Genomic DNA, 23,165 nt, shown 5'->3' on the forward strand with positions numbered 1-23,165 from the left:
CTACCACGACATTTGTAAATTTGTTTAATTTCCCTAGCACCTCCGAGGAGTTAAGGGAAAAGGGTGAAATAATGTACAATCAACATTATGCTTATATTGTTTACACTTAAGTCAAATCTTGACGCCAAGCTTCTGCTGTTAAGGCTTCACCAAAGTGACTTGCTACCAATCTTCGAGTAACTTCATGTAATGGTGACGCAAGGACTTCTGCTGTATTACCACGTTCAACGACTTCGCCATTATCCATCACTATGATTTTATCGCTAATATGTTTTGTCATGCCTAAGTTTTGTGTCACATAAATATAGGCAATATCATGGGTTTCTTGCAGTTCTAACATCAAGTTTATTATTTGTGAGCGTAAAGACATATCCAGCGAAGCTATTGCCTCATCGGCAATAATGACTTGAGGTTGTAATATCAATGCTCGTGCAAGCGCAATTCGTTGACGCTGACCTGATGCAAACATATGAGGATAATAGTTTGCATGTTCAGGTAAAAGACCCACTTGGCGTAATGTTTGATAAATTCGTTTTTCACGCTCAATCGCACTTAAGTCTGTATTCAGGCGTAAAGGGATCTCTAATGTTTGACCAATACGCTGGCGCGGGTTTAATGAGTTGGTGGGATCTTGAAATATCATTCTAATTCGCTGACTACGATAAGGGTAATCACCAAAAGTCAGTTGATGCCCATTAATAAAAATATCGCCACCCGTAGGCTCTGTCACTCCTGATAACATTCTCGCTAGTGTAGATTTTCCCGAACCATTAGCACCAATAATAGCTAAAGTTTGCTTGGGTTCTAGCGTAAAACTCACAGGTTTTACGGCTTCTAACTGCTGACGCCGAAATAATCCGGTACGATAGCGAAATGTTTTTGATAGATTTTTCACCTCAAGCAGCTTATCGAACATCAGTTGGCTCCACATTTAACGGAAAATGACAAGCCACGGCATGGTTTTTAAATAAACGTAACCGAGGTGCTTCAATACATTGTCGCTGCGCATAAGGGCAGCGAGGCCCTAAGCGACATCCCACAGGTAAATGCTCAAGAGAGGGGATTGCACCGGGTAATGTATTTAAACGGCTCTTATGTGCCAATGAGTTGGTAAAATCGGGAATAGAGCGGATCAAAGCCTGAGTATAAGGATGATAAGGTGTCACTAATAACTCGTCAGGGGATGCCGTTTCAACGGTTTGACCACAATACATAACCGTAATTTTATTCGCCAATTTGCTCATCCATTGCAAATCATGGCTAATCAACAAAATGGTCATATTGTTATTTTGATTAAGTCGAGTCAGTAAACGAAAGATTTGGGTTTGTGTTGCCGGCTCCATAGCGTTAGTCGGTTCATCCGCAATCAGCAATCGAGGCTGATTTGCAATAGCAATGGCAATCATCACCTTTTGGCATTCACCCTCAGTTAATTCATAAGGATAACTGCGCATAATGTCTTTGTGATCTTTAATACCTACACGGTGTAATAGTTCAATTGCGCGACGTTTTCGCCAATGAAAGCGTTGCCACCAATGGCCTTTAAAAGTCCAACCAGGAATTGCCTGTATAAGTTGCTGTTCAATTTTTGTAGCAGGATCAAGACAAGATTGTGGCTCTTGGAAAATCATTGAAACATTATGACCAATGACTCGGCGTCTAGCTCTTGGTGATAATTTAAGTAAGTCGATATCATCAAAACGAAAGCGATCGGCTGTCACACTGATATTATCTTTTGTAACGCCACAAATCGCTTTTGCAATTAAGCTTTTACCCGACCCTGATTCACCAACAAGACCTCTCACTTCACCTTCATTTAAGGTTATAGAAACACGATCTACCGCTTTTACTGGGCCATCGGGTGTCATAAATTCAATGGTTAAATTGCGTATATCTAATAAAGGCATTATTCAACTCCCTCATTTATTGCACGCTGTAAACCATCACCTAAAAGGTTCACCAGTAAAACGCTTATCATAATTGTGGCGCCCGGAATTAAGACTGTCCAAGGAGCAACATATATTAACTCTAACGAATCACCTAACATCGCTCCCCATTCTGGTGAAGGAAGTTGGGCACCTAAATTGAGAAAACCTAATGCTGTAATATCAAGAATAGCAATTGAGAAAGCGCGTGTTAATTCAGAAACTAATACAGGCGTAATATTAGGCAGTACGGTATACCATAAAATGGAAATGTTCGATGCACCATCAAGTCGAGAAGCAATAACATACTCTTTGTTTAATTCATCATTAACCGCAGAGTAAATCATTCTGACTAAACGAGGTAACAGCGCTAGCCAAATCGCTATCATCGCATGACCAAGGCTTGTTCCAACAAAAGCTACAACAATAATAGCAAGCAGTAGGGATGGAATTGATAACAGGGTATCTAATATATGATTGAGAATAGCGGATTTTAAGCCATGAGTCATACCTGCAAAACAACCGATAATTAATCCCATCAGTGTCGCTGCAAAAGTAACAATAAATGCACCACCAAAGGTCATGCTTGTACCAATTAAAATTCGGCTGAATACATCACGTCCTAAATCATCTGTACCAAAGAAATAAGAGACATTGCCGTTTTGATACCAAGATGGCGGAGTGAGTTGATGGCCAAAAAATTGTTGGTCAAGTGCATAAGGCGCAATATAAGGGCCTATAATACTGAGCACTAAGAGAAAAAGAACGCCATAAAACCCAACCATTGAGATAACGTCTTTAGAAAAACATTGCCAAATCACCGCAGCGGGTGTGGGTGTTTTTTTCTCTTTATAAAATTGGCTATCTAAAGGCATATCCCACCTTATGTTTCATTGGGTTGCTCATTGCGCCCACAATATCCGATAAAACGTTGACAATAATGACCATTGAACCCACCAACATTACGCCAGCTGAAATAGCAGAGTAATCTTGTTGACGGATTGCTGTAACCAACCAACGACCAAGCCCCGGCCAGTTAAATACAATTTCTGTTACCATAGTTAGCGTAAGCATGGTGGAGAACTGTAAGCCTAATTTAGGGATGATTGGGGGTAAAGCATTATGAAGAATATGGCGACGAATAATTGTAAAACGTGAAAGACCTCGAGTTGCGGCTGCTTTCACGTAGTTCTCTGACATAATTTCTTCCGTACTGTTTCGCATTAATCGAATAACTTCGGTTGTTGGTGCAATAGCCAGAGTTATTACAGGTAAAATTAAATGCTGTAATACATTAATGATCATTTGTTGACGATAAGGTGAATCAGATAACCACGCATCCACTAATGCAATGCCTGTAATAGGTTGTAAGTTATAAAGCAAATCAATACGGCCTGAAACAGGTAGCCAACCCAATTTTAGTGAGAAGAAAAGCGTTAGCAGCAATGCAAGTCCAAATACTGGCACAGAAAAACCTAAAAGCGCGAAGTTACTGATAATAATATCGGCGGATTTATTACGCCAAACTCCCGCAATAATACCAGCAGGAATACCTACAATAAGGGCAAAAAGAAAAGCTAATGTACAAAGCTCCATGGTCGCTGGAAGTGCCTCTACCAATTGCGCTTTGATAGGTTCACCATTGATAGAGGAAATACCAAAATCAAAATGGATCATATTATGGGCATAAAAAAAGTAGGCATCGGTGAGTGATGCACCACTTAACGGGGCATTTGGTGTGTAATAACTTAGGCTAAAGCTCACTAGCGACAAAAAGAACAGTGTCACAAGCAATAAAAGCAATCGACGTATTGAATAAATAATCATGGATTATTTTACAGCCTCTTTCTTGTGATTTTGTTCGTCTACTTCTGCCTCTCGATAAACACCAGCAAAAGACGCATTACCAAAAGTACTCAATACCAATCCTTTAATATCATAACGATATGCTTGCATACGTAAAGAGTTTGCTAAAGGCAACACTGGTAACTCTTGAGCAAGAATATCTTGAGCTTCATGATAATAATCCATTCTTGAAGCAAGTTGCTGACTATAAAGCGCTTTTTTCAAAATATCATCAAAGTTAGGTAAACACCAATGACTTAAGTTAGTTTGTGAGCCAATGGCTGCACAGCTAAAGAGAGGACGGAAAAAACTATCAGGATCGTTACTGTCAGTTGACCAACCAGATAAGGTCATATCATGGGTGCGATCCATCATACTCGTTTCTTGATATCGTCCTTCAATAGGACGAATGCTCATTTGAATACCCACTTGCGCTAAGTCTGCTTGAATAAGTTCCGCCATTTTTAATGGGCTTGGATTATAAGATTGTGAGGCGCTAGGTACCCAAAGATTTAATTTCAGCCCATCAAGGCCTAGCTCTTTAAGAATTTGTTTCGATTTCTCAGGATTATATTCTGTAATTTTTGCTCGGTTATCATAAGCCCAAGATGCGCGAGGAAGCACTGATGCTGCCGTTTCTGCCGTACCATAATAAATAGATTCCATTAAACGTTCGTTATTAATGGCATAAGCAATAGCTTGACGAACTTTAAGATCATTTAGGGGTGGTTTGCTGGTGTTAAAGGCTAAATAAGCGATATTCATACCAGAACGCAACGTTAATCTTAGTCGTGGATCGTCACGTAAGACTTTTAATTGGCTTGCGGCAGGATAGGCTAAAACATCACATTCACCAGTGAGTAATTTAGATATACGGCCTGTACCACCTGCACCCATATCAATAACAATCTGTTGCATTTTGGGTTGGCCTTTCCAGTAATCTTTATTTCTAAATAAACGAACAAATTGCCCTGGTTGATATTCATCTAAAAAGAAAGGGCCTGTTCCTACTGGTTTCCAATCAAGCTGTGTTTGATCGCCTGATTTTTCTAAATTTTGGGCGTATTCGGCAGAAAGAATAGGGGCGTAATGTGTTGCTAAATGCCATAGAAAGGAGGCGTCAGGCTCTTTTAAGCTAAATTCTACCGTGTATTGACCTAGTCTTTTTATCGATTGGATATTATTGGCAAAACTTAAGCTGTCAAAATAGGGGTATTTCCCGCCATTAATTTGATTGAAAGGATTTTGTGGATTGATCATCCTTTCAAAACTAAAAATAACATCATCAGCGGTAAGTTTACGTGTTGGTGTGAACCAAGATGTTTGTTGAAAGGAGACATTTTTACGTAAATAAAAGCGGTATGTCGCGCCGTTATCTAATGTTTCCCATCGAGCTGCAATTTCAGGGATCAGGCGATAAGTGTATGGGTCGACATCTAAAAGACGGTCATAGAGCTGTGCAGCTAGAGGATCAATAATTAATCCACTACTTGATAGTTGTGGATTAAAGGTATTTACACTGCCATCAACACAGTAAACAAAGCCATTTTGATTAATTGGAGTTGGCTCAAGCGTTATAGATGGTGCTTGTGTTTTTGGTGCTACATCCGCAATACAAGTTACGCTTGTAAAGGTGAGTAGCAAAGTACCAATAAATAAAATAGGGCGCATAAATAATGTCTTTTAGAGAAACGATTTTGCTATTGTAACTTAAAAAACTTTCTATCCCCAAATAGTCAAAAAAACAAAGTGAGAAAAATTCTCAATAAAATGCTTTACAAATGCTAATGATAAAGATTATCATCCGTATTGCCCTTCAGCGGTAAGAGGTTTTCCGCAGAGGGCACGACATTGCTCACATTGCTTCCAGTATTTTTTACTAGCCAGCTCGGGTGCTGGCTTTTTTTTTGCCTATTGTTTACGCCTCCCCCTTGGCAATTAAAAAACTATATTTATCAATAAATTAAGTTATTATTTGATGTTTTTTAATTAGCCCTCTAAATTGATCGTAACTTAGTGATAATTTTTCAGCCGCCTCTTTCTGGTTATATAAGCTCTCTTTTAATGCACTATTTACTAATTTTTTTTCTACATCATTTTGCCATTGGCGTAAATCCAACGGTAATATAGGTAGTGAAAAATTTTCTTTAGGTGATTTTTTTAATGTGGGTGTTTTTGACGTCTGAAGACCGGCAAAGGGATCAATAATAATATTGGTGAGTACGTTATCGCAGGTTCCATGACGATAAACCGAGCGTTCAACAACATTTTTTAGCTCACGAATATTACCTGGCCATGAATAATCTAAAAGTACTTGGCGCGCACTATCACTAAAACCAGGAAAAAAAGGTAAACCTAACTCTTGGCACATTGAGATAGCGAAATTTTCAGCAAGCAACATAATATCTGCACGTCGCTCTCTTAATGGCGGGAGTCTAATAACATCAAACGCCAATCTATCGAGTAAATCGGCACGAAATTTACCTTCTTCTGCCATTGCGGGTAAATCTGCATTTGTCGCGCAAATAAGCCTAACATCAACATGCAGAGATTGACTGCCCCCAACGCGCTCTAAATGACCATACTCAATGACGCGCAGAAGCTTTTCTTGCACAAGCATGGGAGCAGTCGCCAGTTCATCAAGAAAAAGAGAACCTCCATCCGCACGTTCAAAACGCCCTTGATGACGATTTCTAGCACCAGTAAAAGCGCCTGCTTCATGACCAAAAAGCTCAGAATCAAGTAAATTGTCATTGAGCGCAGAACAGTTGATTGAAATAAAAGGTCCTTGCCACCAAGGAGCAAGATAGTGTAAGCGATGAGCGATCAACTCTTTGCCTGTACCTCGTTCACCAATAATTAATACAGGCTTTTTTAATTGAGCAAGTGCTGAGGTTTGTTCTAATACATCAATAAATTGACTATCAACGCCGATTATTGTCTCTAAATTCTCATTCATTGGTTAAATTCACCATATTGAGGTATTTTTTACCAGTCTATCAGGTGTTTGAAAAATAGGCGAACAATATAAATTACCTATTATTAATAGGTTAAGTGAATTTTAAAAGTTGGCACGCAAATTGTATTAACTAAAGTATGCCGGCGTTACGACAGTGCGCCATTACTGAAATAATTTAACGTCACTAATTAGCATAGCTATTAAGGATAACATCATGGGTATATTTTCACGTTTTGCTGACATTATTAATGCCAATATCGCTTCTTTATTAGATAAAGCGGAAGATCCTGAAAAAATGATCCGCCTAATGATCCAAGAAATGGAAGATATGTTAGTTGAGATCCGTACAACTTCTGCACGCACTTTAGCTGAAAAGAAAGGATTAGAGCGCCGTATCGAACAAGCTGAAAAACAGATGAAAGATTGGCAGGATAAAGCAGAGTTAGCTCTTATCAAGGAAAAAGAAGATTTAGCTCGTGCAGCATTAATCGAAAAACAACGTGTAGCATCAGTTAATGACACATTGAAACACGAACTGATTATTATTGATGAAACGCTAACTCGTTTAAAAGGCGAAATTAGCGAATTAGAAAACAAGCTAACTGAAACACGCGCAAAACAGCAGTCTTTAGTTGTGCGTCATCAAGCAGCAAATTCATCTCGCCAAGTTCGTCGCCAATTAGACAGTGGTAAAATGGATGCAGCAATGGCGCGTTTTGAACAATTTGAACGCCGTATTGACCATATGGAAGGTGAAGCTCAAAGTTATGGTTTAGGAAAGGAAAAATCTTTAGACCAACAGTTTGCTGAATTAAAAGCTGATGATGAAATTAGCGCGCAATTAGCGGCATTAAAAGCTAAAATCAATATCAATAAAGAGTAACAGCAAGCGTAATAACCATCTTATAAAGGATATGTAATGGGCTATATATTTCTGGGAATACCACTGACAATTTTCGTTTTATTTATTCTCCCTATTTGGTTGTGGTTGCACTACAACAGTCAGAAAGGTGGAGGTAATGTTCAGTTAACCCATCAAGAAATGCAGCGACTGAGCGCGCTGGTGGATAAAGCTCAGCAAATGCAGGAACGCATTAAGACGTTAGAACAAATACTTGATGCAGAACATCCTAACTGGAGGCAATCACAATGACGATGCAAAGCAAGCAATTGTATCGCTTGCCACAAGAGGGCATGATCCGTGGTGTATGTGCTGGGCTTGCCCATTATTTTAATATTCCTGTTTTACTTATCAGGGTTATTGCGGTGATTGCGCTGTTTGCTGGTTTTTTCGGTTTAACTATTGTTGCTTATTTTGTTTTAAGTTTCTTTATGGAGCCAGCTCCTGCTAATTACCAGCAAGGTGAAAATCAGCAAGAGAGCTTAAAAGACATTTTAAGCGGGGTAGATAATCAATTGATGCAAGGTGAAAAACGTTTACAACAAATGGAACGTTATATTACCTCTTCTACTTATCAGTTAAATAAACGTTTTCGAGATTTGTAATATTTTTGCCATTTAATCTGATAAGACGCTCCATTTTAGGAGCGTCTTTCTTTCAGTCCGTTTATCTTTTTCAACGCTTGTATTGTGAGAGAATAAAAATTCTGATTGAGGAGCCTATTGTGAATTCCAATCAAGTATTCGTTTCTTTAAAAACAAATAAACTCGCCCAATTAGCCAAAAAAGGGTTAACATTTGGGTTAATGTTATTCACTTTATTTGGGCCAGCTGCAATCACAGGCGGTATATTAAAACGAGTAAGTAGCAAACCGTTACGTTGGCTGGTTCTATTGATAGCTGAACCTATTATCAAAGCAGGTTTTAATAAGCTATCGCGTCAAATGTCTTGGGAGAAACATGAAACGCCTACAAAATGAACTTACCGCTTTTATTAATCGTGGTGTTGATAGACATCTTCGTTTGGCCGTAACTGGATTAAGTCGAAGTGGTAAAACAGCATTTATTACCTCTTTAGTTAATCAACTTATTAATGTGCATACAGGCGCGCGTTTACCACTATTTTCGGCTGCACGAAATAAACAACTACTAGGTGTAAAACGCATTCCTCAACATAATTTAAATATTCCTCGTTTTACTTATGATGAGGGAATGGAATCTCTTTATCATACACCGCCAAGTTGGCCCGTTCCTACAAAAGGGGTCAGCGAAATTCGTTTACAACTACGTTATCGCTCGAATGAATCTTTAACACGTTTTATAAAAGAAACATCTTCTCTTTATTTAGAAATTGTTGATTACCCCGGCGAATGGCTATTAGATTTACCTATGCTTGAGCAAGACTATTTTGAATGGTCAGAGCAAATGAATAAGGTCAATCGCCAAAGAACATCACCAGAACAGCATTGGCAATTACTCCTTAAAAAATGTGATCCTTTTGCGCCAGCTGATGAAACGTTATTAGCTGATATTGCCTCCGCTTACACTGACTATTTATTATCGTGCAAGGAAGAAGGGCTTCACTTTATTCAACCTGGACGTTTTGTATTACCCGGTGAATTAGCGGGAGCACCTGTTTTACAGTTTTTCCCTTGGGCTGATTTGCAACAATATGATATTGCTAAATTAAAGAATGCAGATAAACGCACTAATATTGGTATGCTAAAACAGCGTTATGAATATTATGGACAGCATGTTGTAAAAGGTTTTTATCGTGATCATTTCCAAGGATTTGATAGACAAATTGTTTTGGTTGATTGCCTGCAACCTTTAAATCAAGGTGCAGATGTTTTTAATGATATGCGCCAAGCATTAACACAATTAATGCGCAGTTTTCATTATGGAAAAAGAACTTTACTTAGACGCTTATTTTCACCTTGTATCGATAAACTTCTGTTTGCAGCCACAAAAGCCGACCATATCACGGTTGATCAACACGAAAACTTAGTGTCATTGCTTCAACAGCTTATTCAAGATGCTAAACAAAATGCTATTTTTGAGGGGATCAGTATAGATTGCATGGGACTAGCTTCTATTGCGGCAACTGAAAGTGGGATTGTTGATCATCATGGCGAAAAAATACCAGCCTTAAAAGGTTTTCGTTTAAGCGATAACACACCATTAGTATATTTTCCCGGTGAGGTTCCTAAGCGATTACCTGAAAAAACATTTTGGGAAAAACAAGGGTTTAGTTTCGAATCTTTTAGGCCGCAACAAATATCAAGAGATAGTGCGGTTCCTCATATTCGTATGGATAGTGCAATGGAGTTTTTGTTAGGGGATAAATTAAAATGAATGAGCCATTAAAATCGCGAATTGATTTTAAAGAGCCCATACTTCACGAAGAAGTCATCTTGAAAAAAGGTGTTGGCTTTAATGAAAATGAGCAATTTTTGCCTATTGATCCACAATTGGATGAAGAGAATGAAGGGCAATTAGAAGGTGATGTTCAATCAATTTTAAAACCGAAAAAAAATATCTGGAAACGTTTATTAACGATTGCGAGTACCATTTTAGGGATTAGTGTTATTGCCCAAACGGGACAATGGATTTATGACTCATGGGTAAATTCTGACTGGATTGCGTTGGGTGCAGCCAGTGCGGGTGGATTAATTGTTGTCGCTGGGATTGGATCAGTTATAACAGAGTGGCGCCGTATTTATCGTTTACGTCAACGGGCAGATGAAAGAGATAAAGCAAAAGAGTTACTTTATAGCCATGCGATGGGGAATGGTCGACCATTTTGTGAAAAACTTGCTAAACAAGCGGGTATTAGCTCACAACACCCTGCATTAATTCGTTGGCAAAGTGCATTACACGACACCCATAACGACAAAGAAGTATTAGAACTTTATAGTCAACTTGTTCAACCTATTTTGGATAAACAAGCTAGAGCTGAAATTAGTCGTTCTGCAGCAGAGTCAACCTTAATGATCGCTGTTAGTCCGCTGGCAATGGTTGATATGGCCTTTATTGGTTGGCGTAATATTCGTTTAATTAATCGTATTGCAGAAATTTACGGTATCGAATTAGGCTACTATAGTCGTCTAAAACTCTTTCGCCTTGTTCTAGTCAATATTGCATTTGCGGGTGCGACAGAACTGGTTAGAGAAGTTGGAATGGACTGGCTTTCACAAGATCTTGCAGCACGATTATCAACAAGAGCCGCTCAAGGTATTGGAGCAGGCTTATTAACGGCACGCTTAGGAATAAAAGCAATGGAATTATGCCGTCCTTTACCTTGGATTGATGATAATAAACCTAAGCTAGGCGATTTTAGAAAAGAGCTAATTGGAAAATTAAAAAATACCATTGGTAGTAAGAAAAAAGAATAACTTATTATTTTCACCTTTTAATAATTTTAAATAAAAACCGCAGAAGCCATTCTGCGGTTTTTTTGTATAAAGATTGGCAAGGTGTTATTTATATAAAATAGCCATAATAATAAAGATGATAAAATATTATTTTAAAATAAGTCACTGAATGCTATAAAGTGTTTTTATAGTTTTACTACCAATAATGTTATTGTTTTAAATGGAAACTATCGTGATAAAAAATTTTAAAAAGAGTCAATTTTTACAAAATTTGAGATGGTTATAACTATTTGTATATAAAGATTAATGTGCATCCCTCTAGTGAAATATTTGTAATTTCAGTCAAAATATTCCTTTTTTGAAAGAAAAATAGTCTTGAGTTTGGTTTAATAAATAGCGTTAAATGTTACCGCAAAAATGTATCGCAAGACCTATTCTATCAATATATTTTCAAACATCTAATTTGTAAGTTATTCGTTATTTAGTAAACAGAGGCGGTTTTTTATTTGTAAAAAATAGAAAATAGTTAATAAATAATTATTCTAAGAAGGGTAAAAAATGAAAGAAATACAAATTTCAGTAATAAAAAAACTCTCTAAAGCAAGACGTCAACTCTACCTAAGTTCAGAATTTAATGTTTCAAACATTGACAACCAATTAAGTATTTTAATCCCTATTCTTGATGAGACGATCAGTGAGATTAAAAAAAGACAATATCAAAAGCAACCTAAGTCATTTCAAATAAAAGAGATATCCCAATTTTTTGAATATCTGACTGAGTCGGATAAGAAAGAAAAGGCAATAAACGCATTAGAGTATCTCCTCTTTTGTTTTGATAATGGATGTAAAACTATCAAAAAGGTGATCCGTCGAGAATTAAGCCCTTTGGTAAAGGATGTCGAATATCTTATCGATTTTGAACTAAAAAAAATAATAAAAACCTCTTCATTTTCGTTATTCGGTTTTTTTAAAGCATAAATAATCTTGCTTAAAAATTAGGAGATTGATTTAGTTGTGTAAAAATAAATGCTAGTGGTGTCAACCTTTGCTGACAATCCTCTTTATTTCGTTGATATTTATGTATAATATCTAGAATTAGTTCAGGGTCACTCAGTATTAAGAAGGTTTATAATGCGTTTAGAGGTCACTTGTGAAGATCGCATCGGGTTAACCCGTGAATTATTAGATCTGCTCGTATTAAAAAATATCGATTTGCGTGGAATTGAAATATTCCCAATTGGTCTTATTTACCTGAATTTCTCACAGATAGATTTTAATATATTTCAACCTCTTATGGCGGAGATACGTCGAATAAATGGTGTTATTGATGTACGTACTGTTGCATTTATGCCGTCAGAGCAAGAACATCGTGCAATTTGGACATTATTAGAATCTGTTCCTGTTCCTGTGTTTTCTATTGATACCAAGGGTAAGGTAAAATTACTTAACCCTGCAACAAGACAGCTTTTTGGTTTATCTCCAGATGATCATGCTGAGAAAACATTTAACCAATTTATCCCAAATTTTAATATTCATCGTTTTTTAGAACAAAAAGAGCACTTTATTCAAAAGGTGCCTATTACTGTGAAAAAACAGAATTTTGAAATGGAAATAGTCCCAATTAAACTGACAGACGATAACCAATATAATCATTGCGTTGGGGCTTTTGTTTTACTGAAATATAATGAAATTATTTATAATTACCCTAGATTAGTGACTAATGATCAAAGTGGGTTTGACCAAATTATTGCCGTAACACCTAAAATGAAGCAGCTTATTACTCGTGCAAAGAAAATGGCAATAATGAATGATCCATTGTTATTAGTGGGTGAAACAGGTACAGGAAAAGATTTATTAGCAAAAGCCTGCCATTTACTAAGTAGCCGTTTAAGATATCCATTTCTTGGCTTAAATTGCGCTTCAATGCCTGATGATGTTGTTGAAAGTGAGTTATTTGGCTATGCAGCGGGTGCTTATCCTAATGCCATTGAAGGAAAAAAGGGCTTTTTTGAGCAAGCCAATGGCGGTACTGTTTTACTTGATGAAATCGGTGAAATGTCCCCGCAAATGCAGATCAAACTTCTACGCTTTTTAAATGATGGAACGTTCCGCCGAGTGGGTGAAGAAGAAGAAGTGAATGTAGATGTGCGCATTATTTGTGCTACTCAGAAAAATTTGTGGGAATTAGTACAAAAGGGATTGTTTAGAGAAGATCTCTATTATCGCTTGAATGTATTAACATTAACATTACCGCCATTAAGGGAAAGAAAGGACGATATCATTCCGTTGGCAACTCATTTTATTAATCAGTACTGTCAAGAACAAAAAGTGGGTGTACCGTCCATTTCTACTGATTTCTCAAATTATTTAATGCAATATTCTTGGCCGGGTAATATTCGCCAATTACGGAATACTGTTTATCAAGCAATGGCACAGTTAGTCGGAAATACATTGCGTGTTCAAGATATTACGTTACCTGAGCACACGGATGAAACATTATTTGATGAGAATCTATTAGAAGGCTCGTTAGATGAAATGACAAAACGCTTTGAAGCTTCGATTTTAACGCGTTTATACCGTGATTATCCAAGTACACGTAAATTAGCGAAACGCTTAGGTATTTCTCATACCGCTATTGCGAATAAGCTAAGAGAATATAATCTTACGAATAAAAAGAGTGATAAGTCTGAAGAATAATTGAGTAGTAAGATTTTGTGCATAATAAAAATAGACGAGCATAATACTCGTCTATTTTTTTATCAGTATTATTTCAGTGCTTTTAACGCATCATCATAATTGGGTTCAGTTGTAATTTCGTCAACCAACTGGGTGTAGATAACCATGTTATTTTCATCTAAAACAATCACTGCTCGGCTTGTTAAGCCAGCTAATGGACCTGATGTAATTGCAACACCGTAGTTTTCTTTAAATTCAGCACCACGCATTGTAGATAATGTCACAACGTTATCTAAGCCTTCCGCGCCACAAAAACGCGCTTGAGCAAAAGGTAAATCAGCTGAAATACATAAAACAACTGTGTTATTTAATTCATTTGCAACTTTGTTAAATTGGCGAACACTTGCAGCACAAACACCAGTATCTACACTTGGAAAAATGTTTAGAACTTTACGTTTACCTGCAAAATTCGCTAAAGAAACATCATTAAGATCTTTACCAACAAGAGAAAAATCAGCTGCTTTTTGACCGACTGTTGGGAAATTACCCGATAGTGCCACTGCATTTCCTTGTAAAGTAACTTGATGTGCCATTGTTGTTCTCCTTTATTAGTTGTCAGACTAACTGTTATTAATACTCAGTATTAACGATAATTTTCGTTAATGCTTAACCATTATTAAAATTTGCCACTATTGGCGTAGTCATCACTAAAAACATAAAAATTTATAAAATATTTGTAATCAGTGATTGTGCCTTTTTATCAGGCTCTTATAATTGTGCAGTTTATTCTCATACAGATTACAGGACGAAACAGACATGCGCAAAATATTCGTCATCTCATGTGCACTTGTCGTTCAAGGATTACTCACATCGCAGATAAATGCGGCAGTAGTCCCCGCAGGAACGATACTCGATAAAAAGCAAGAAGTAGTTCGACATTTAAAAGATGAGCCTGCATCACTTGATCCCATTAATGCAGTAGGATTAACAGAAGCTCAAGTGCAACGTGATTTATTTGAAGGGTTGACGATAGAAGATGAGCATGGACGTCCCATTCCAGGTGTTGCTCAAAGTTGGCGTACAGAAGATAATCGTGTGTGGATCTTCACTTTACGCGATAATGCCAAATGGTCTAATGGTGAAAAAGTAACCGCAACAGATTTTGTCTATAGCTGGCAAAGGTTAGTTGACCCTAAGAATCTTTCACCTTTTGCATGGTATGCATCACTTGCATCTATTGAAAATGCACAAAAGATTATTGATGGAAAATTAAAACCAACATCATTAGGCGTGGAAGCACTTGATGAAAAAACGCTAAAAGTGACATTAGAGCGACCAGTCTCGTATTTTCCAAGTTTAACGACTAATTTTTCGTTATATCCTGTACCTCATCATAGCATTGAAAAATATGGCACTGAATGGGTTAAGGTTGGCAACTTAGTCGGAAATGGAGCTTTTGTTTTAAAAGATAGAGTCGTTAATGAGAAGATCGTATTAACGCCAAATCCTTATTATTGGGATCATAAAAATACAGTATTAACCAAAGTCACTTTTGTGCCGATTAATCATGAATCACATGCGACTAAGCGTTATTTAGCGGGTGATATTGATATTACAGAGTCGTTCCCGAAAAATTTATATCATAAATTAATGAAAGATATTCCTAATGAGGTTTATATTCCTGACCAGTTAGGAACTTATTATTATGCTTTTAATACCCAATCAGGGCCAACAAAAGATATTCGTGTACGTAAAGCGTTAGCGATGGCAATAGATAGAAAAATTATCACTGATAAAGTATTAGGAACAGGGGAGAAATCAGCAAACCGTTTTACACCTGATGTAACGGCAGGCTTTACCCCAGAACCTACAATTTATGATGAATACAATCAAGATGAATTAGATAGTCAAGCTAAGATCTTATTAGCGGCTGCTGGATATGGCCCTCATAATCCATTAACACTCTCATTGCTATACAATAATTCAGAGAATCATCAGAAAATTGCTATTGCAGTTGCTTCTATGTGGAAGAAAAAGTTAGGCGTGAAAGTCGAATTACGTAATCAGGAATGGAAAACATATATTGATAGCCGAAATTCTGGGGATTTTGATGTTATAAGAGCATCATGGGTTGGCGATTATAACGAGCCTTCTACTTTTTTAAGCTTATTAGGCTCTAAACACGCTGGTAATATCCCTAAATATCAGAATAAGCAATATGATGAAATATTAACATTGTCTGGTATGACTATTGATACAAACGAAAGAAATAGTCTGTATAACCGCGCTGAGCAAATAATTGCTGAAGATGCACCAATCGCACCTATTTATCAATACACAAATGGACGCTTGATAAAGCCGTGGTTAAAAGGTTATCCCATTGAGAACCCAGAAGATGTTGCTTATAGCCATACACTTTATATATTGAAACATTGATTCAATTCTTTATTTTAACATAAACAGAAAACACTCAATTTAATTGAGTGTTTTTTATAGAAAAAATAAAAAAGAACCCCTTTTAGAAAGGGGCGTAGCAAAATAAAGCAGGGTAACTTATTATCTAGATATAAATTATATTGTTAATACTTTCTTTGCACGCCTTTTATTGTATCTAACTGTTACAGTGATTAATAAAATATTTATAACAAAAAAAATCCCTCTGTTATGAAAACAGAAGGAGACTCAAAAGGAATAAACATTGCAAGTAGGATGTTAATACATTTTTGCGACATTGTTTTGACTAATCGTGCAATGTGTGTGATGTTAAATATTGTATTTTTGTTTATTTATAGTTGTAAACTCTTAATTATAACAATAATTAATGCTTTTGTTATGGTGTTTGATGGTTTTATAAATGAATCTATCTGTTTTTCTTTTTGTAAGTGTTAAATGACACTACAGATTGTCAACACGATTTAAAAACGATATCCCAAAGAGAGTTGTAAGGCATTTAATTCAATATGACGTTTATTGGCTGTGGTATCAGAATAAAGATAGCCCAAGCTAAATGAGATATCCTTAACAGGATTATAATCGATGCCAATTTGACCAATTACACTTGTTGTATTAATTATATGGGAATCTGTTGTATTTATTTTAGGGTGATATTTATCTTCCTGATGCTTTAATTTATTAGGCCCCATTTGAGCATAAACAGAAATTTCAGGTGTTATTCTATAAGTTGGGCCGATTAATAGTCCTGTGGTTTTAGTTCGGTATTTTATTGTTGAAGGTATGGTAAAACGAGGATCAATAAAATGTTCTTTATGGTTGGCATTTAAACGTAGTAGAGAAATTAATATTCCCCAAGCATTTTCTGTTTCATAACGATAACTGATTATTTCACCTTTTGCTGTGTCACCTTTTATTTTGCCATAAATATAGCCACCAGAGAGGGTATGCGTCTTATCATAGGCATGTAATGTAGAGGAATAAGATAAAGCTAAACTAATTAAAATAAGGACTAATTTATTCATTATGGAGTTTCTATGTTGATGTGTAGAACACCATTTTTAGTAAAATAAATGTCGATTTCAATATTAATTGATTGAAATTACTCTTAAAAAAAGTTTGAATGCTTATTTTTAAACTCAATAAAAAATCAAACTATTATAAATAGCTAATTATTAAACAGCATAAGATTTATTAATTATCTTAATGATAGTGCAATGAAATGATAAGAAATTACTTAAATAGAAGGGAGTAGTAATTGAGCGTAATAGGTAAAATACTCACAATAAGCTTTAATACCTATTGTGAGCCAGATTTTAGTGCGATGTTCTATTTTTTATCTACAACTTCAATCAGTGTATATTTTACACTTGATGCATCTGCTGGTGGGTTAGGAATATCTGTAACATTAACTTTTAATGTATATTCAGTGCCTGCTTTATATTCAAAACCATCAATATTTTGATAGAACAGGGACCATTCTCCAGAAGGCAGTTCTTTCACCTTCATACACTTCATTGGCGCGACACCCACACAATCATACAGTTGTGAGTCCACTAGAAGCGTTTTTGTTGTTCCCGTAGATGATGTTGTATTTGCACTTTCAGTTGAAGTTGCGTCATTGCATCCAGCCAAAAGCAAAAATAAAGGAATAGCGATAAATTTTTTCATATTGATGACCTTATTTTTAGGGTGCAACAAATGCATTAAAGAATATTTAGTATACACCAGTTAGATAGTTATTATAAATTACAGTAGGTAACTTTTCTCCTGAAAATAAAATAAGTTACCTGCGGTTGTTCTAAGTATTAATATACTAACGCAACTATCAGTATTTGATTTAGTGTAATAATCCTAAAGTAATAAAGATAATTAGATATTTTAGATGAATAAAACAAAAATAGTGCTGATATACAGTTAACTAGAAAAAAAGTATAGAATAACGGTTCAAAACATAACGTTATAAAATGAAGGTAGATTAATCATATTTGACAGTTGAGTATTTAATTCAAATATTACTTTTAAAGCAAAAGTTATGGAGGAAGTTAAGTGAAAACAATTAATGACTCTGTTATACAAGATTCAGATGCTATTTATACAGCACAACTTAATGGGCATGGAGGAGCAGCAGAAATCACGGCCGAAACTGTTGCAACAAATGAAAATCCATATTGGGTGCACTTAGATTACCGCAAGCCACAAAGTGCTCAATGGATACAAGAGACAGAATTACTTCCACCTATTGCTAAAGATATATTACTTGCAGAGAACGTCAGACCAAAAGCACAACGCATTGGTGAAGGTATCGTCATCAATTTGCAAACAATTAATAATAATCCTAATGATCGGCCCGATGAGCTTGTCGCTTTTAGAATTTATATTAACAGCCAAACAATTGTTTCAAGTCGCCATCGCCGAGTCAATTCTGTAGATTCTGTTATTCATACATTAGAACTTGGTAATGGCCCTGAAAATAGCGGTGATTGGCTAATTACAATGGCTGATGCAGTGACTGATGAAATAGGCGAATTTGTTGAGACGCTTCATGACCAATTAATTGAATTGGAAGATATGATCCTCGATCAACAAATACCAGCAAGAGGTGAACTTGCATTATTAAGAAAGCAGTTAATTGTTTTACGTCGTTATATGGCACCTCAACGAGATGTATTTTCAAGACTCTCTATTGAAAAATTACCGTGGATGAGTGATAGCGATAGAGTCACGATGTTAGAAATCTCAGAAAGACTTTCTCGACGTTTAGAAGATTTGGACAGTAGTATTTCTCGTACGGCGGTAATTGCAGATGAAATAACATCAATGATGGCTGATGCGATGAATAGACGTACTTATACTATGTCTCTAATGGCGATGTTATTTTTACCAACAACGTTTCTAACAGGGCTATTTGGTGTCAATTTAGGTGGCATACCTGGAAATGAATTTCCTTATGGTTTTACCATTTTTTGTTTATCTCTCTTTGTTTTGATTGTGATTGTTACTTGGTGGTTAAAGCGTAGTAGATGGTTGTAAAATTTCAGCAAATTAATCGTAACTAAATGGATTTAAAAAAGAATTCTCTAACCCTGTTTGAGATATATCAATTTTTTAAAATAGAACATCTGGCATTATAACTCTCGCAGGTGAATACAACGTTGAGCGATGAACGTTGTGCTCCATAATTGTAGTTTTTCTCATATTGAGTTCTTAATACAGAATAATTGACCATTATTACACCGATGTTTATTAACATCGGTTTTTTTTTGCTTAAATTTATTATTGGCGATTATTTAGCCATAAAAATCCTAAGCCCTGAATGCAAGGCTTAGGAGATAGTGCATTATTTCACTTCAACAATATCGAGTTTGTTTTGGCTAAAGTCAGGGCGTTCATCATCTTCTTCTTGGAACATGACTGGAACGGCTGGAATATCGTCTTTATCAAAAGCTAAGTCGCCACCATTAATGACTTCATCACCATGCTTGATATTCACAAAATCAAATAATTGAGTATCACATAAGTGTGATGGGACAATATTTTGTGTTGCTCTAAACATGGTTTCAATACGACCAGGGTAACGCTTATCCCAATCTCTTAGCATCTCTTTAATAACCTGACGTTGGAGATTCGGTTGTGAGCCACAAAGATTGCAAGGGATAATTGGAAACTGTTTTGCTTGTGCAAAACGCTCAATATCTTTTTCACGAGCGTAAGCAAGAGGGCGAATAACGATTTGTTTGCCATCGTCACTCATTAATTTAGGTGGCATACCTTTAAGTTTTCCACCATAAAACATATTTAAGAATAATGTTTCTAAAATATCATCACGATGGTGGCCTAAAGCAATTTTAGTTGCACCAAGTTCTGTCGCTGTGCGATATAAAATACCACGACGTAAACGTGAGCATAAAGAGCAGGTTGTTTTACCTTCAGGAATAATATCTTTAACGATCCCATAGGTATTCTCTTCAACAATTTTATATTCCACACCAAGTTCATTTAAATACTCAGGTAAAATATGCTCAGGGAATCCGGGTTGTTTTTGGTCTAAATTGACTGCAACAAGTGAAAAATTAATTGGCGCACTTTTTTGCAGATTCATTAAGATAGAAAGTAGCGTGTAGCTATCTTTACCACCAGAGAGGCAGACCATGATTTTGTCGCCGTCTTCAATCATATTAAAGTCAGCGATAGCTTGCCCAACATCACGGCGTAAGCGTTTTTGTAGTTTGTTGAAATTATACTGCTCTTTTGGGATGCTCATTTTTTACGGTTCTATATCGTTGCTGATTATTCTGTAACTTGCTAACCAAGGCTTTGTTCTTCGCTGTTTTGATGCCTTAACAATATGATAAATATATAAAATATCTTATAGGCTCAAGTAATAAGTTGTGTGAAAAACAAAGTTATTTATGGCAAGAAAATTGATAAGTCGCCAATGATACCAGATGGTAGGGTGGTTTCGATATAGATAACTACAGTTAAGCGATTTCAAGGCGGTAAAAAGTAAGAAGTAATAGCCTTATATAAACTGAATAAGGCTATAAACTTTTTGTATCACGTGGTGATTATTAAATAAGCATAGACTTTAATAAGGTATCGTTGGTAGTTCTCGTAAAATAGAGTTTTTTCTACGTTCAGCAGTCAATTGTGACAATTCATTATCAGAGACAAAAATTAAGGCATCTTGAGGACAAAACTCAACACAAGCAGGGCCTTGTTCTCTATGATTACATAAATCACATTTAACGATATCAATTTGAAATTGTTGACCAAGATCTAAACAATAAGTAGGTGCCGAATGCGCCTTTTTCTCAAGTTCAATGGCGCCAAATGGGCAAGCTAAAAGACAAGCTCTACATCCAATGCAATTTTCAGGGTGTGTTTCGACAAAATTTTCACCACGCACTAATGCTTTTGTCTGACAAGCTTGGGCACAGGGTGCATCTTCACATTGATGGCAAACAGAAGCTGTAAATTGATGCATTAATTTAATAATGCGGATCCTTGGATGAAAATTCTTTTTATTGAGAAAATCATTTCCATCCTTTTCTGATGTATGACCGACTGAACAAACAACTTCACATGTTTTACAGCCAATACATTTTTTAGAGTCAATAACAATTTGGCTATTCATCTCAATACCTATTTATAGGGTTATATAACTTATAATATAATGTTTGATGATTTATTTTAGTAATATTAATCAATATTATCTCTAATAAATAAGGTCAAATAATAACAACTAAATAAAAAAGGGTTTTTTAAACTTAAAATCAAATGAGAATGAATAGTATTTAATAAAATAATAGGAATAAGACTTTATAATATACGTAAATAATCGTAGATGAAAAAACGGCAATCTTATTTCGATTGCCGTTTCTTTAATGGATATCTGTTATTAAAAACTATGATGATAATGTTGCTAATTTAGTTGCGAATCCCATAAAGAAAAGCCCGATAACACCATTACCCAGTTTAGCGATATTTTTACGTGAGCCAAAGAAACGAGCAAGGGCTACACCACCAAATATTAGAAAAGAGAGATAGATAAAACTAAACGCTTCAAGCATGGAAGCGAGAATTAAATAAGATAATCCGGTATGTGCATAATTAAAATCGATAAACTGAACAAAAAATGAAATATAAAATAGGATCGCCTTAGGATTGGTCATACTTAATGTAAGCGCTTTTCTGAAAATGTGTTTCTGTACCGTTGTTGTTTGTTCTGAATGTACTTTTTTGGAGAAAAAAGTCGCATGGATAATCTTTATTCCTAAATACAGGAGATAAAAAGCACCTAAAAAACGGACAATAGTAAAGAGTACTGGAGAGGCTTTTATAACAGATGCGACACCAATAAAGGCGAGAAAAATCAAAATGGCATCACCTAAAAAGACACCAAATGCAGCACGATAACCATCACTGACGCCACCTGATGCGCTTGTTTTTAGCACATAGAGTGTATTAGGGCCAGGAACGAGGATAATAAAAAACATGCCTGCGAGGTATGTCCAGATATTGAGTACACCAAATTGTTCAAGCCACACGTTAACCCCCAATCCTACTTTCTCTGTATTACTTAATGAATTGCTATTATATAAAGAGAATCCACCTTATTTAAATGCATATTTTCACTCATATAGAAGATAAATGTTTGATGCTTACTGCTTTCTGTTTGAAACAGCACTCTGTTATCACTTCAATGGATTACACTCTATTGTTAGCATTTAAAAAAGATGCAATTTTCTTATGTAAAGAGAGTAGATCTCTTAAGTTAACTCGATTATATTTATCTGTGTTTTTATACAGTATTCTGTATTAATCAATTACGCTAAGGGAAATGTGATGTTAAAAGTAATTGCTGAAGATTTTATTAAAACAGAAGCGATAGAAATTGTTTTACCTCTTTATCGAGAACTTGTTGAGGCGACTAAGAAAGAGCCTCTGTGTATTAGCTACAATTTATATGTTGATGAGAAAGATCCTGGTCACTTTGTCTTTATTGAACAATGGCCAGATCATGCTGCGCTTGATGTGCATTGTGCTAGTGAACATTTTCAGCGATTAGTCCCTATGATTAATGCATATAAAAAAGCTGAGCCTAAATTTTTACTTATGGCGGATGCTTTTGATGAAAAATAAAGTAATAAAACTAGACTCATTTATAATGGGTACACTAAATAATAAGAAGTAAGGCAAGAGAGAAGGTGATGTTAGCGAAGTATATATCTCAAATTGTAAACCAAGAAGATAGCTATCAAATTTTAAGTACTCAGAATTTTTTGGATAACTTAACAGAAATAACCAGGGCAACTCATACTTGGTTATTTTCTGATGGTGTCATCTTGAAATGCACAGAAGAGATAGAAACAGAACACTATGATAATGATGCTCAATGTCCTGAACATTGGATAACTTGGGAAATTGTAGAGTCGAATAACAAACCGATTTCTCCTTGTAGAAAAGAATTTTTTAATTTATGCCAGCAAAGTTTTTGGTTAAAAATGCAACTTGCTAATAATGTATGATTAG

The 23,165-nt window shown here is 35.8% G+C and carries 24 protein-coding genes; 12 read left to right on the top strand and 12 right to left on the bottom strand.

Annotation, left to right across the window (positions count from 1 at the left end):
- Positions 1 to 106: 106 nt before the first annotated feature.
- From sapF to pspF, 6 genes are all read right to left on the bottom strand, one after another.
- Positions 107 to 916 (bottom strand): putrescine export ABC transporter ATP-binding protein SapF, encoded by an 810-nt coding sequence (gene sapF / locus JEP36_RS02170; RefSeq protein ID WP_023582326.1) that lies wholly within the window; start codon positions 914 to 916, stop codon positions 107 to 109.
- Positions 906 to 1,907 (bottom strand): putrescine export ABC transporter ATP-binding protein SapD, encoded by a 1,002-nt coding sequence (gene sapD / locus JEP36_RS02175; RefSeq protein ID WP_088495738.1) that lies wholly within the window; start codon positions 1,905 to 1,907, stop codon positions 906 to 908. The genes sapF and sapD overlap by 11 nt, the downstream gene beginning before the upstream one ends.
- The gene (sapC, locus tag JEP36_RS02180) at positions 1,907 to 2,800 is read right to left on the bottom strand and encodes a putrescine export ABC transporter permease SapC (RefSeq protein WP_023582324.1); all 894 of its coding nucleotides are present in this window, start codon (positions 2,798 to 2,800) and stop codon (positions 1,907 to 1,909) included. Before sapC ends, sapD begins: the two co-directional genes overlap by 1 nt.
- A complete protein-coding gene (gene sapB, locus JEP36_RS02185; protein WP_088496042.1) occupies positions 2,787 to 3,752 on the bottom strand; it encodes a putrescine export ABC transporter permease SapB in 966 nt (321 codons plus the stop codon). Before sapB ends, sapC begins: the two co-directional genes overlap by 14 nt.
- Positions 3,753 to 3,755: 3 nt before the next feature.
- Positions 3,756 to 5,441, bottom strand: coding sequence for an ABC transporter substrate-binding protein SapA (sapA, locus tag JEP36_RS02190; protein WP_196533258.1), 1,686 nt, complete (start codon positions 5,439 to 5,441; stop codon positions 3,756 to 3,758).
- Positions 5,442 to 5,733: 292 nt separating this feature from the next.
- Positions 5,734 to 6,729 carry a phage shock protein operon transcriptional activator gene (gene pspF, locus JEP36_RS02195; protein ID WP_198625580.1) on the bottom strand — a complete coding sequence of 332 codons (996 nt, stop codon included), beginning with the start codon at positions 6,727 to 6,729 and terminating at the stop codon, positions 5,734 to 5,736.
- A gap of 214 nt (positions 6,730 to 6,943) precedes the next feature.
- On the opposite strand from pspF, the gene pspA reads away from it, so the two are divergent.
- The 8 genes from pspA (at position 6,944) to tyrR (ending at position 13,700) form a co-directional block, all read left to right on the top strand.
- On the top strand, positions 6,944 to 7,612 hold the full coding sequence (gene pspA, locus JEP36_RS02200; RefSeq protein ID WP_072062534.1) for a phage shock protein PspA: 669 nt from the start codon (positions 6,944 to 6,946) through the stop codon (positions 7,610 to 7,612).
- Positions 7,613 to 7,648: 36 nt separating this feature from the next.
- Complete coding sequence (gene pspB, locus JEP36_RS02205) at positions 7,649 to 7,882, top strand: envelope stress response membrane protein PspB (protein WP_023582319.1); 234 nt, start codon at positions 7,649 to 7,651, stop codon at positions 7,880 to 7,882.
- Complete coding sequence (gene pspC, locus JEP36_RS02210; protein ID WP_109372402.1) at positions 7,879 to 8,235, top strand: envelope stress response membrane protein PspC; 357 nt, start codon at positions 7,879 to 7,881, stop codon at positions 8,233 to 8,235. Before pspB ends, pspC begins: the two co-directional genes overlap by 4 nt.
- A 119-nt stretch (positions 8,236 to 8,354) precedes the next feature.
- The gene (locus JEP36_RS02215; protein ID WP_265576286.1) at positions 8,355 to 8,609 is read left to right on the top strand and encodes a phage shock protein PspD; all 255 of its coding nucleotides are present in this window, start codon (positions 8,355 to 8,357) and stop codon (positions 8,607 to 8,609) included.
- A complete protein-coding gene (locus JEP36_RS02220; protein WP_109372400.1) occupies positions 8,590 to 9,984 on the top strand; it encodes a YcjX family protein in 1,395 nt (464 codons plus the stop codon). The genes JEP36_RS02215 and JEP36_RS02220 overlap by 20 nt, the downstream gene beginning before the upstream one ends.
- A complete protein-coding gene (locus tag JEP36_RS02225) occupies positions 9,981 to 11,024 on the top strand; it encodes a YcjF family protein (RefSeq protein WP_198625582.1) in 1,044 nt (347 codons plus the stop codon). Before JEP36_RS02220 ends, JEP36_RS02225 begins: the two co-directional genes overlap by 4 nt.
- A 537-nt stretch (positions 11,025 to 11,561) precedes the next feature.
- Entirely contained in the window at positions 11,562 to 11,981 is a 420-nt protein-coding gene (locus tag JEP36_RS02230) for a hypothetical protein (protein WP_232797443.1), read from the top strand.
- 153 nt (positions 11,982 to 12,134) lie between these two features.
- Positions 12,135 to 13,700, top strand: coding sequence for a transcriptional regulator TyrR (tyrR, locus tag JEP36_RS02235; protein WP_196533254.1), 1,566 nt, complete (start codon positions 12,135 to 12,137; stop codon positions 13,698 to 13,700).
- Between the two features lie 68 nt (positions 13,701 to 13,768).
- Here tyrR and tpx read toward each other — a convergent pair whose 3' ends face one another.
- Positions 13,769 to 14,272 (bottom strand): thiol peroxidase, encoded by a 504-nt coding sequence (tpx, locus tag JEP36_RS02240; protein ID WP_198619585.1) that lies wholly within the window; start codon positions 14,270 to 14,272, stop codon positions 13,769 to 13,771.
- 223 nt (positions 14,273 to 14,495) lie between these two features.
- Between tpx and JEP36_RS02245 the strand changes: the two genes are divergently transcribed.
- Positions 14,496 to 16,115 carry a peptide ABC transporter substrate-binding protein gene (locus tag JEP36_RS02245; RefSeq protein WP_196533253.1) on the top strand — a complete coding sequence of 540 codons (1,620 nt, stop codon included), beginning with the start codon at positions 14,496 to 14,498 and terminating at the stop codon, positions 16,113 to 16,115.
- A 479-nt stretch (positions 16,116 to 16,594) separates the two neighbouring features.
- Here the strand turns inward: JEP36_RS02245 and JEP36_RS02250 are convergent, their stop codons facing one another.
- The gene (locus JEP36_RS02250; protein WP_198619584.1) at positions 16,595 to 17,155 is read right to left on the bottom strand and encodes an Ail/Lom family outer membrane beta-barrel protein; all 561 of its coding nucleotides are present in this window, start codon (positions 17,153 to 17,155) and stop codon (positions 16,595 to 16,597) included.
- Positions 17,156 to 17,459: 304 nt separating this feature from the next.
- Positions 17,460 to 17,801: a DUF4377 domain-containing protein gene (locus tag JEP36_RS02255; RefSeq protein ID WP_109372394.1), complete on the bottom strand. Its 342-nt coding sequence runs from the start codon at positions 17,799 to 17,801 to the stop codon at positions 17,460 to 17,462.
- A 378-nt stretch (positions 17,802 to 18,179) separates the two neighbouring features.
- Here JEP36_RS02255 and zntB point away from each other — a divergent pair, with 378 nt between their 5' ends.
- Positions 18,180 to 19,163 carry a zinc transporter ZntB gene (gene zntB / locus JEP36_RS02260; RefSeq protein ID WP_109372393.1) on the top strand — a complete coding sequence of 328 codons (984 nt, stop codon included), beginning with the start codon at positions 18,180 to 18,182 and terminating at the stop codon, positions 19,161 to 19,163.
- Positions 19,164 to 19,470: 307 nt separating this feature from the next.
- Here zntB and ttcA read toward each other — a convergent pair whose 3' ends face one another.
- The 3 genes from ttcA to leuE all read right to left on the bottom strand — a co-directional run bounded on the left by ttcA (position 19,471) and on the right by leuE (position 22,180).
- Positions 19,471 to 20,394 carry a tRNA 2-thiocytidine(32) synthetase TtcA gene (ttcA, locus tag JEP36_RS02265; protein WP_196533251.1) on the bottom strand — a complete coding sequence of 308 codons (924 nt, stop codon included), beginning with the start codon at positions 20,392 to 20,394 and terminating at the stop codon, positions 19,471 to 19,473.
- A gap of 324 nt (positions 20,395 to 20,718) precedes the next feature.
- Positions 20,719 to 21,267, bottom strand: a complete 549-nt coding sequence (locus JEP36_RS02270; protein WP_198619581.1) for a 4Fe-4S dicluster domain-containing protein — start codon at positions 21,265 to 21,267, stop codon at positions 20,719 to 20,721.
- Positions 21,268 to 21,538: 271 nt separating this feature from the next.
- A complete protein-coding gene (gene leuE / locus JEP36_RS02275) occupies positions 21,539 to 22,180 on the bottom strand; it encodes a leucine efflux protein LeuE (protein WP_198625583.1) in 642 nt (213 codons plus the stop codon).
- A 298-nt stretch (positions 22,181 to 22,478) separates the two neighbouring features.
- Between leuE and JEP36_RS02280 the strand changes: the two genes are divergently transcribed.
- Complete coding sequence (locus JEP36_RS02280) at positions 22,479 to 22,775, top strand: putative quinol monooxygenase (protein WP_198629830.1); 297 nt, start codon at positions 22,479 to 22,481, stop codon at positions 22,773 to 22,775.
- A gap of 68 nt (positions 22,776 to 22,843) precedes the next feature.
- Positions 22,844 to 23,161, top strand: a complete 318-nt coding sequence (locus tag JEP36_RS02285; protein ID WP_109372388.1) for a hypothetical protein — start codon at positions 22,844 to 22,846, stop codon at positions 23,159 to 23,161.
- Positions 23,162 to 23,165 lie beyond the last annotated feature (4 nt).

Origin of the sequence: Proteus sp. PR00208 (assembly GCF_016238545.1) — a bacterium.
GTDB lineage: Bacteria > Pseudomonadota > Gammaproteobacteria > Enterobacterales > Enterobacteriaceae > Proteus.

What these genes read in the sequence shown, in the direction of transcription:
- sapF (WP_023582326.1), bottom strand. Translation starts at nt 916, where the DNA reads ATGTTCGATAAGCTGCTTGAGGTGAAAAATCTATCAAAAACATTTCGC.
- sapD (WP_088495738.1), bottom strand. Translation starts at nt 1,907, where the DNA reads ATGCCTTTATTAGATATACGCAATTTAACCATTGAATTTATGACACCC.
- sapC (WP_023582324.1), bottom strand. Translation starts at nt 2,800, where the DNA reads ATGCCTTTAGATAGCCAATTTTATAAAGAGAAAAAAACACCCACACCC.
- sapB (WP_088496042.1), bottom strand. Translation starts at nt 3,752, where the DNA reads ATGATTATTTATTCAATACGTCGATTGCTTTTATTGCTTGTGACACTG.
- sapA (WP_196533258.1), bottom strand. Translation starts at nt 5,441, where the DNA reads ATGCGCCCTATTTTATTTATTGGTACTTTGCTACTCACCTTTACAAGC.
- pspF (WP_198625580.1), bottom strand. Translation starts at nt 6,729, where the DNA reads ATGAATGAGAATTTAGAGACAATAATCGGCGTTGATAGTCAATTTATT.
- pspA (WP_072062534.1), top strand. Translation starts at nt 6,944, where the DNA reads ATGGGTATATTTTCACGTTTTGCTGACATTATTAATGCCAATATCGCT.
- pspB (WP_023582319.1), top strand. Translation starts at nt 7,649, where the DNA reads ATGGGCTATATATTTCTGGGAATACCACTGACAATTTTCGTTTTATTT.
- pspC (WP_109372402.1), top strand. Translation starts at nt 7,879, where the DNA reads ATGACGATGCAAAGCAAGCAATTGTATCGCTTGCCACAAGAGGGCATG.
- JEP36_RS02220 (WP_109372400.1), top strand. Translation starts at nt 8,590, where the DNA reads ATGAAACGCCTACAAAATGAACTTACCGCTTTTATTAATCGTGGTGTT.
- JEP36_RS02225 (WP_198625582.1), top strand. Translation starts at nt 9,981, where the DNA reads ATGAATGAGCCATTAAAATCGCGAATTGATTTTAAAGAGCCCATACTT.
- JEP36_RS02230 (WP_232797443.1), top strand. Translation starts at nt 11,562, where the DNA reads ATGAAAGAAATACAAATTTCAGTAATAAAAAAACTCTCTAAAGCAAGA.
- tyrR (WP_196533254.1), top strand. Translation starts at nt 12,135, where the DNA reads ATGCGTTTAGAGGTCACTTGTGAAGATCGCATCGGGTTAACCCGTGAA.
- tpx (WP_198619585.1), bottom strand. Translation starts at nt 14,272, where the DNA reads ATGGCACATCAAGTTACTTTACAAGGAAATGCAGTGGCACTATCGGGT.
- JEP36_RS02245 (WP_196533253.1), top strand. Translation starts at nt 14,496, where the DNA reads ATGCGCAAAATATTCGTCATCTCATGTGCACTTGTCGTTCAAGGATTA.
- JEP36_RS02250 (WP_198619584.1), bottom strand. Translation starts at nt 17,155, where the DNA reads ATGAATAAATTAGTCCTTATTTTAATTAGTTTAGCTTTATCTTATTCC.
- JEP36_RS02255 (WP_109372394.1), bottom strand. Translation starts at nt 17,801, where the DNA reads ATGAAAAAATTTATCGCTATTCCTTTATTTTTGCTTTTGGCTGGATGC.
- ttcA (WP_196533251.1), bottom strand. Translation starts at nt 20,394, where the DNA reads ATGAGCATCCCAAAAGAGCAGTATAATTTCAACAAACTACAAAAACGC.
- JEP36_RS02270 (WP_198619581.1), bottom strand. Translation starts at nt 21,267, where the DNA reads ATGAATAGCCAAATTGTTATTGACTCTAAAAAATGTATTGGCTGTAAA.
- JEP36_RS02280 (WP_198629830.1), top strand. Translation starts at nt 22,479, where the DNA reads ATGTTAAAAGTAATTGCTGAAGATTTTATTAAAACAGAAGCGATAGAA.
- JEP36_RS02285 (WP_109372388.1), top strand. Translation starts at nt 22,844, where the DNA reads ATGTTAGCGAAGTATATATCTCAAATTGTAAACCAAGAAGATAGCTAT.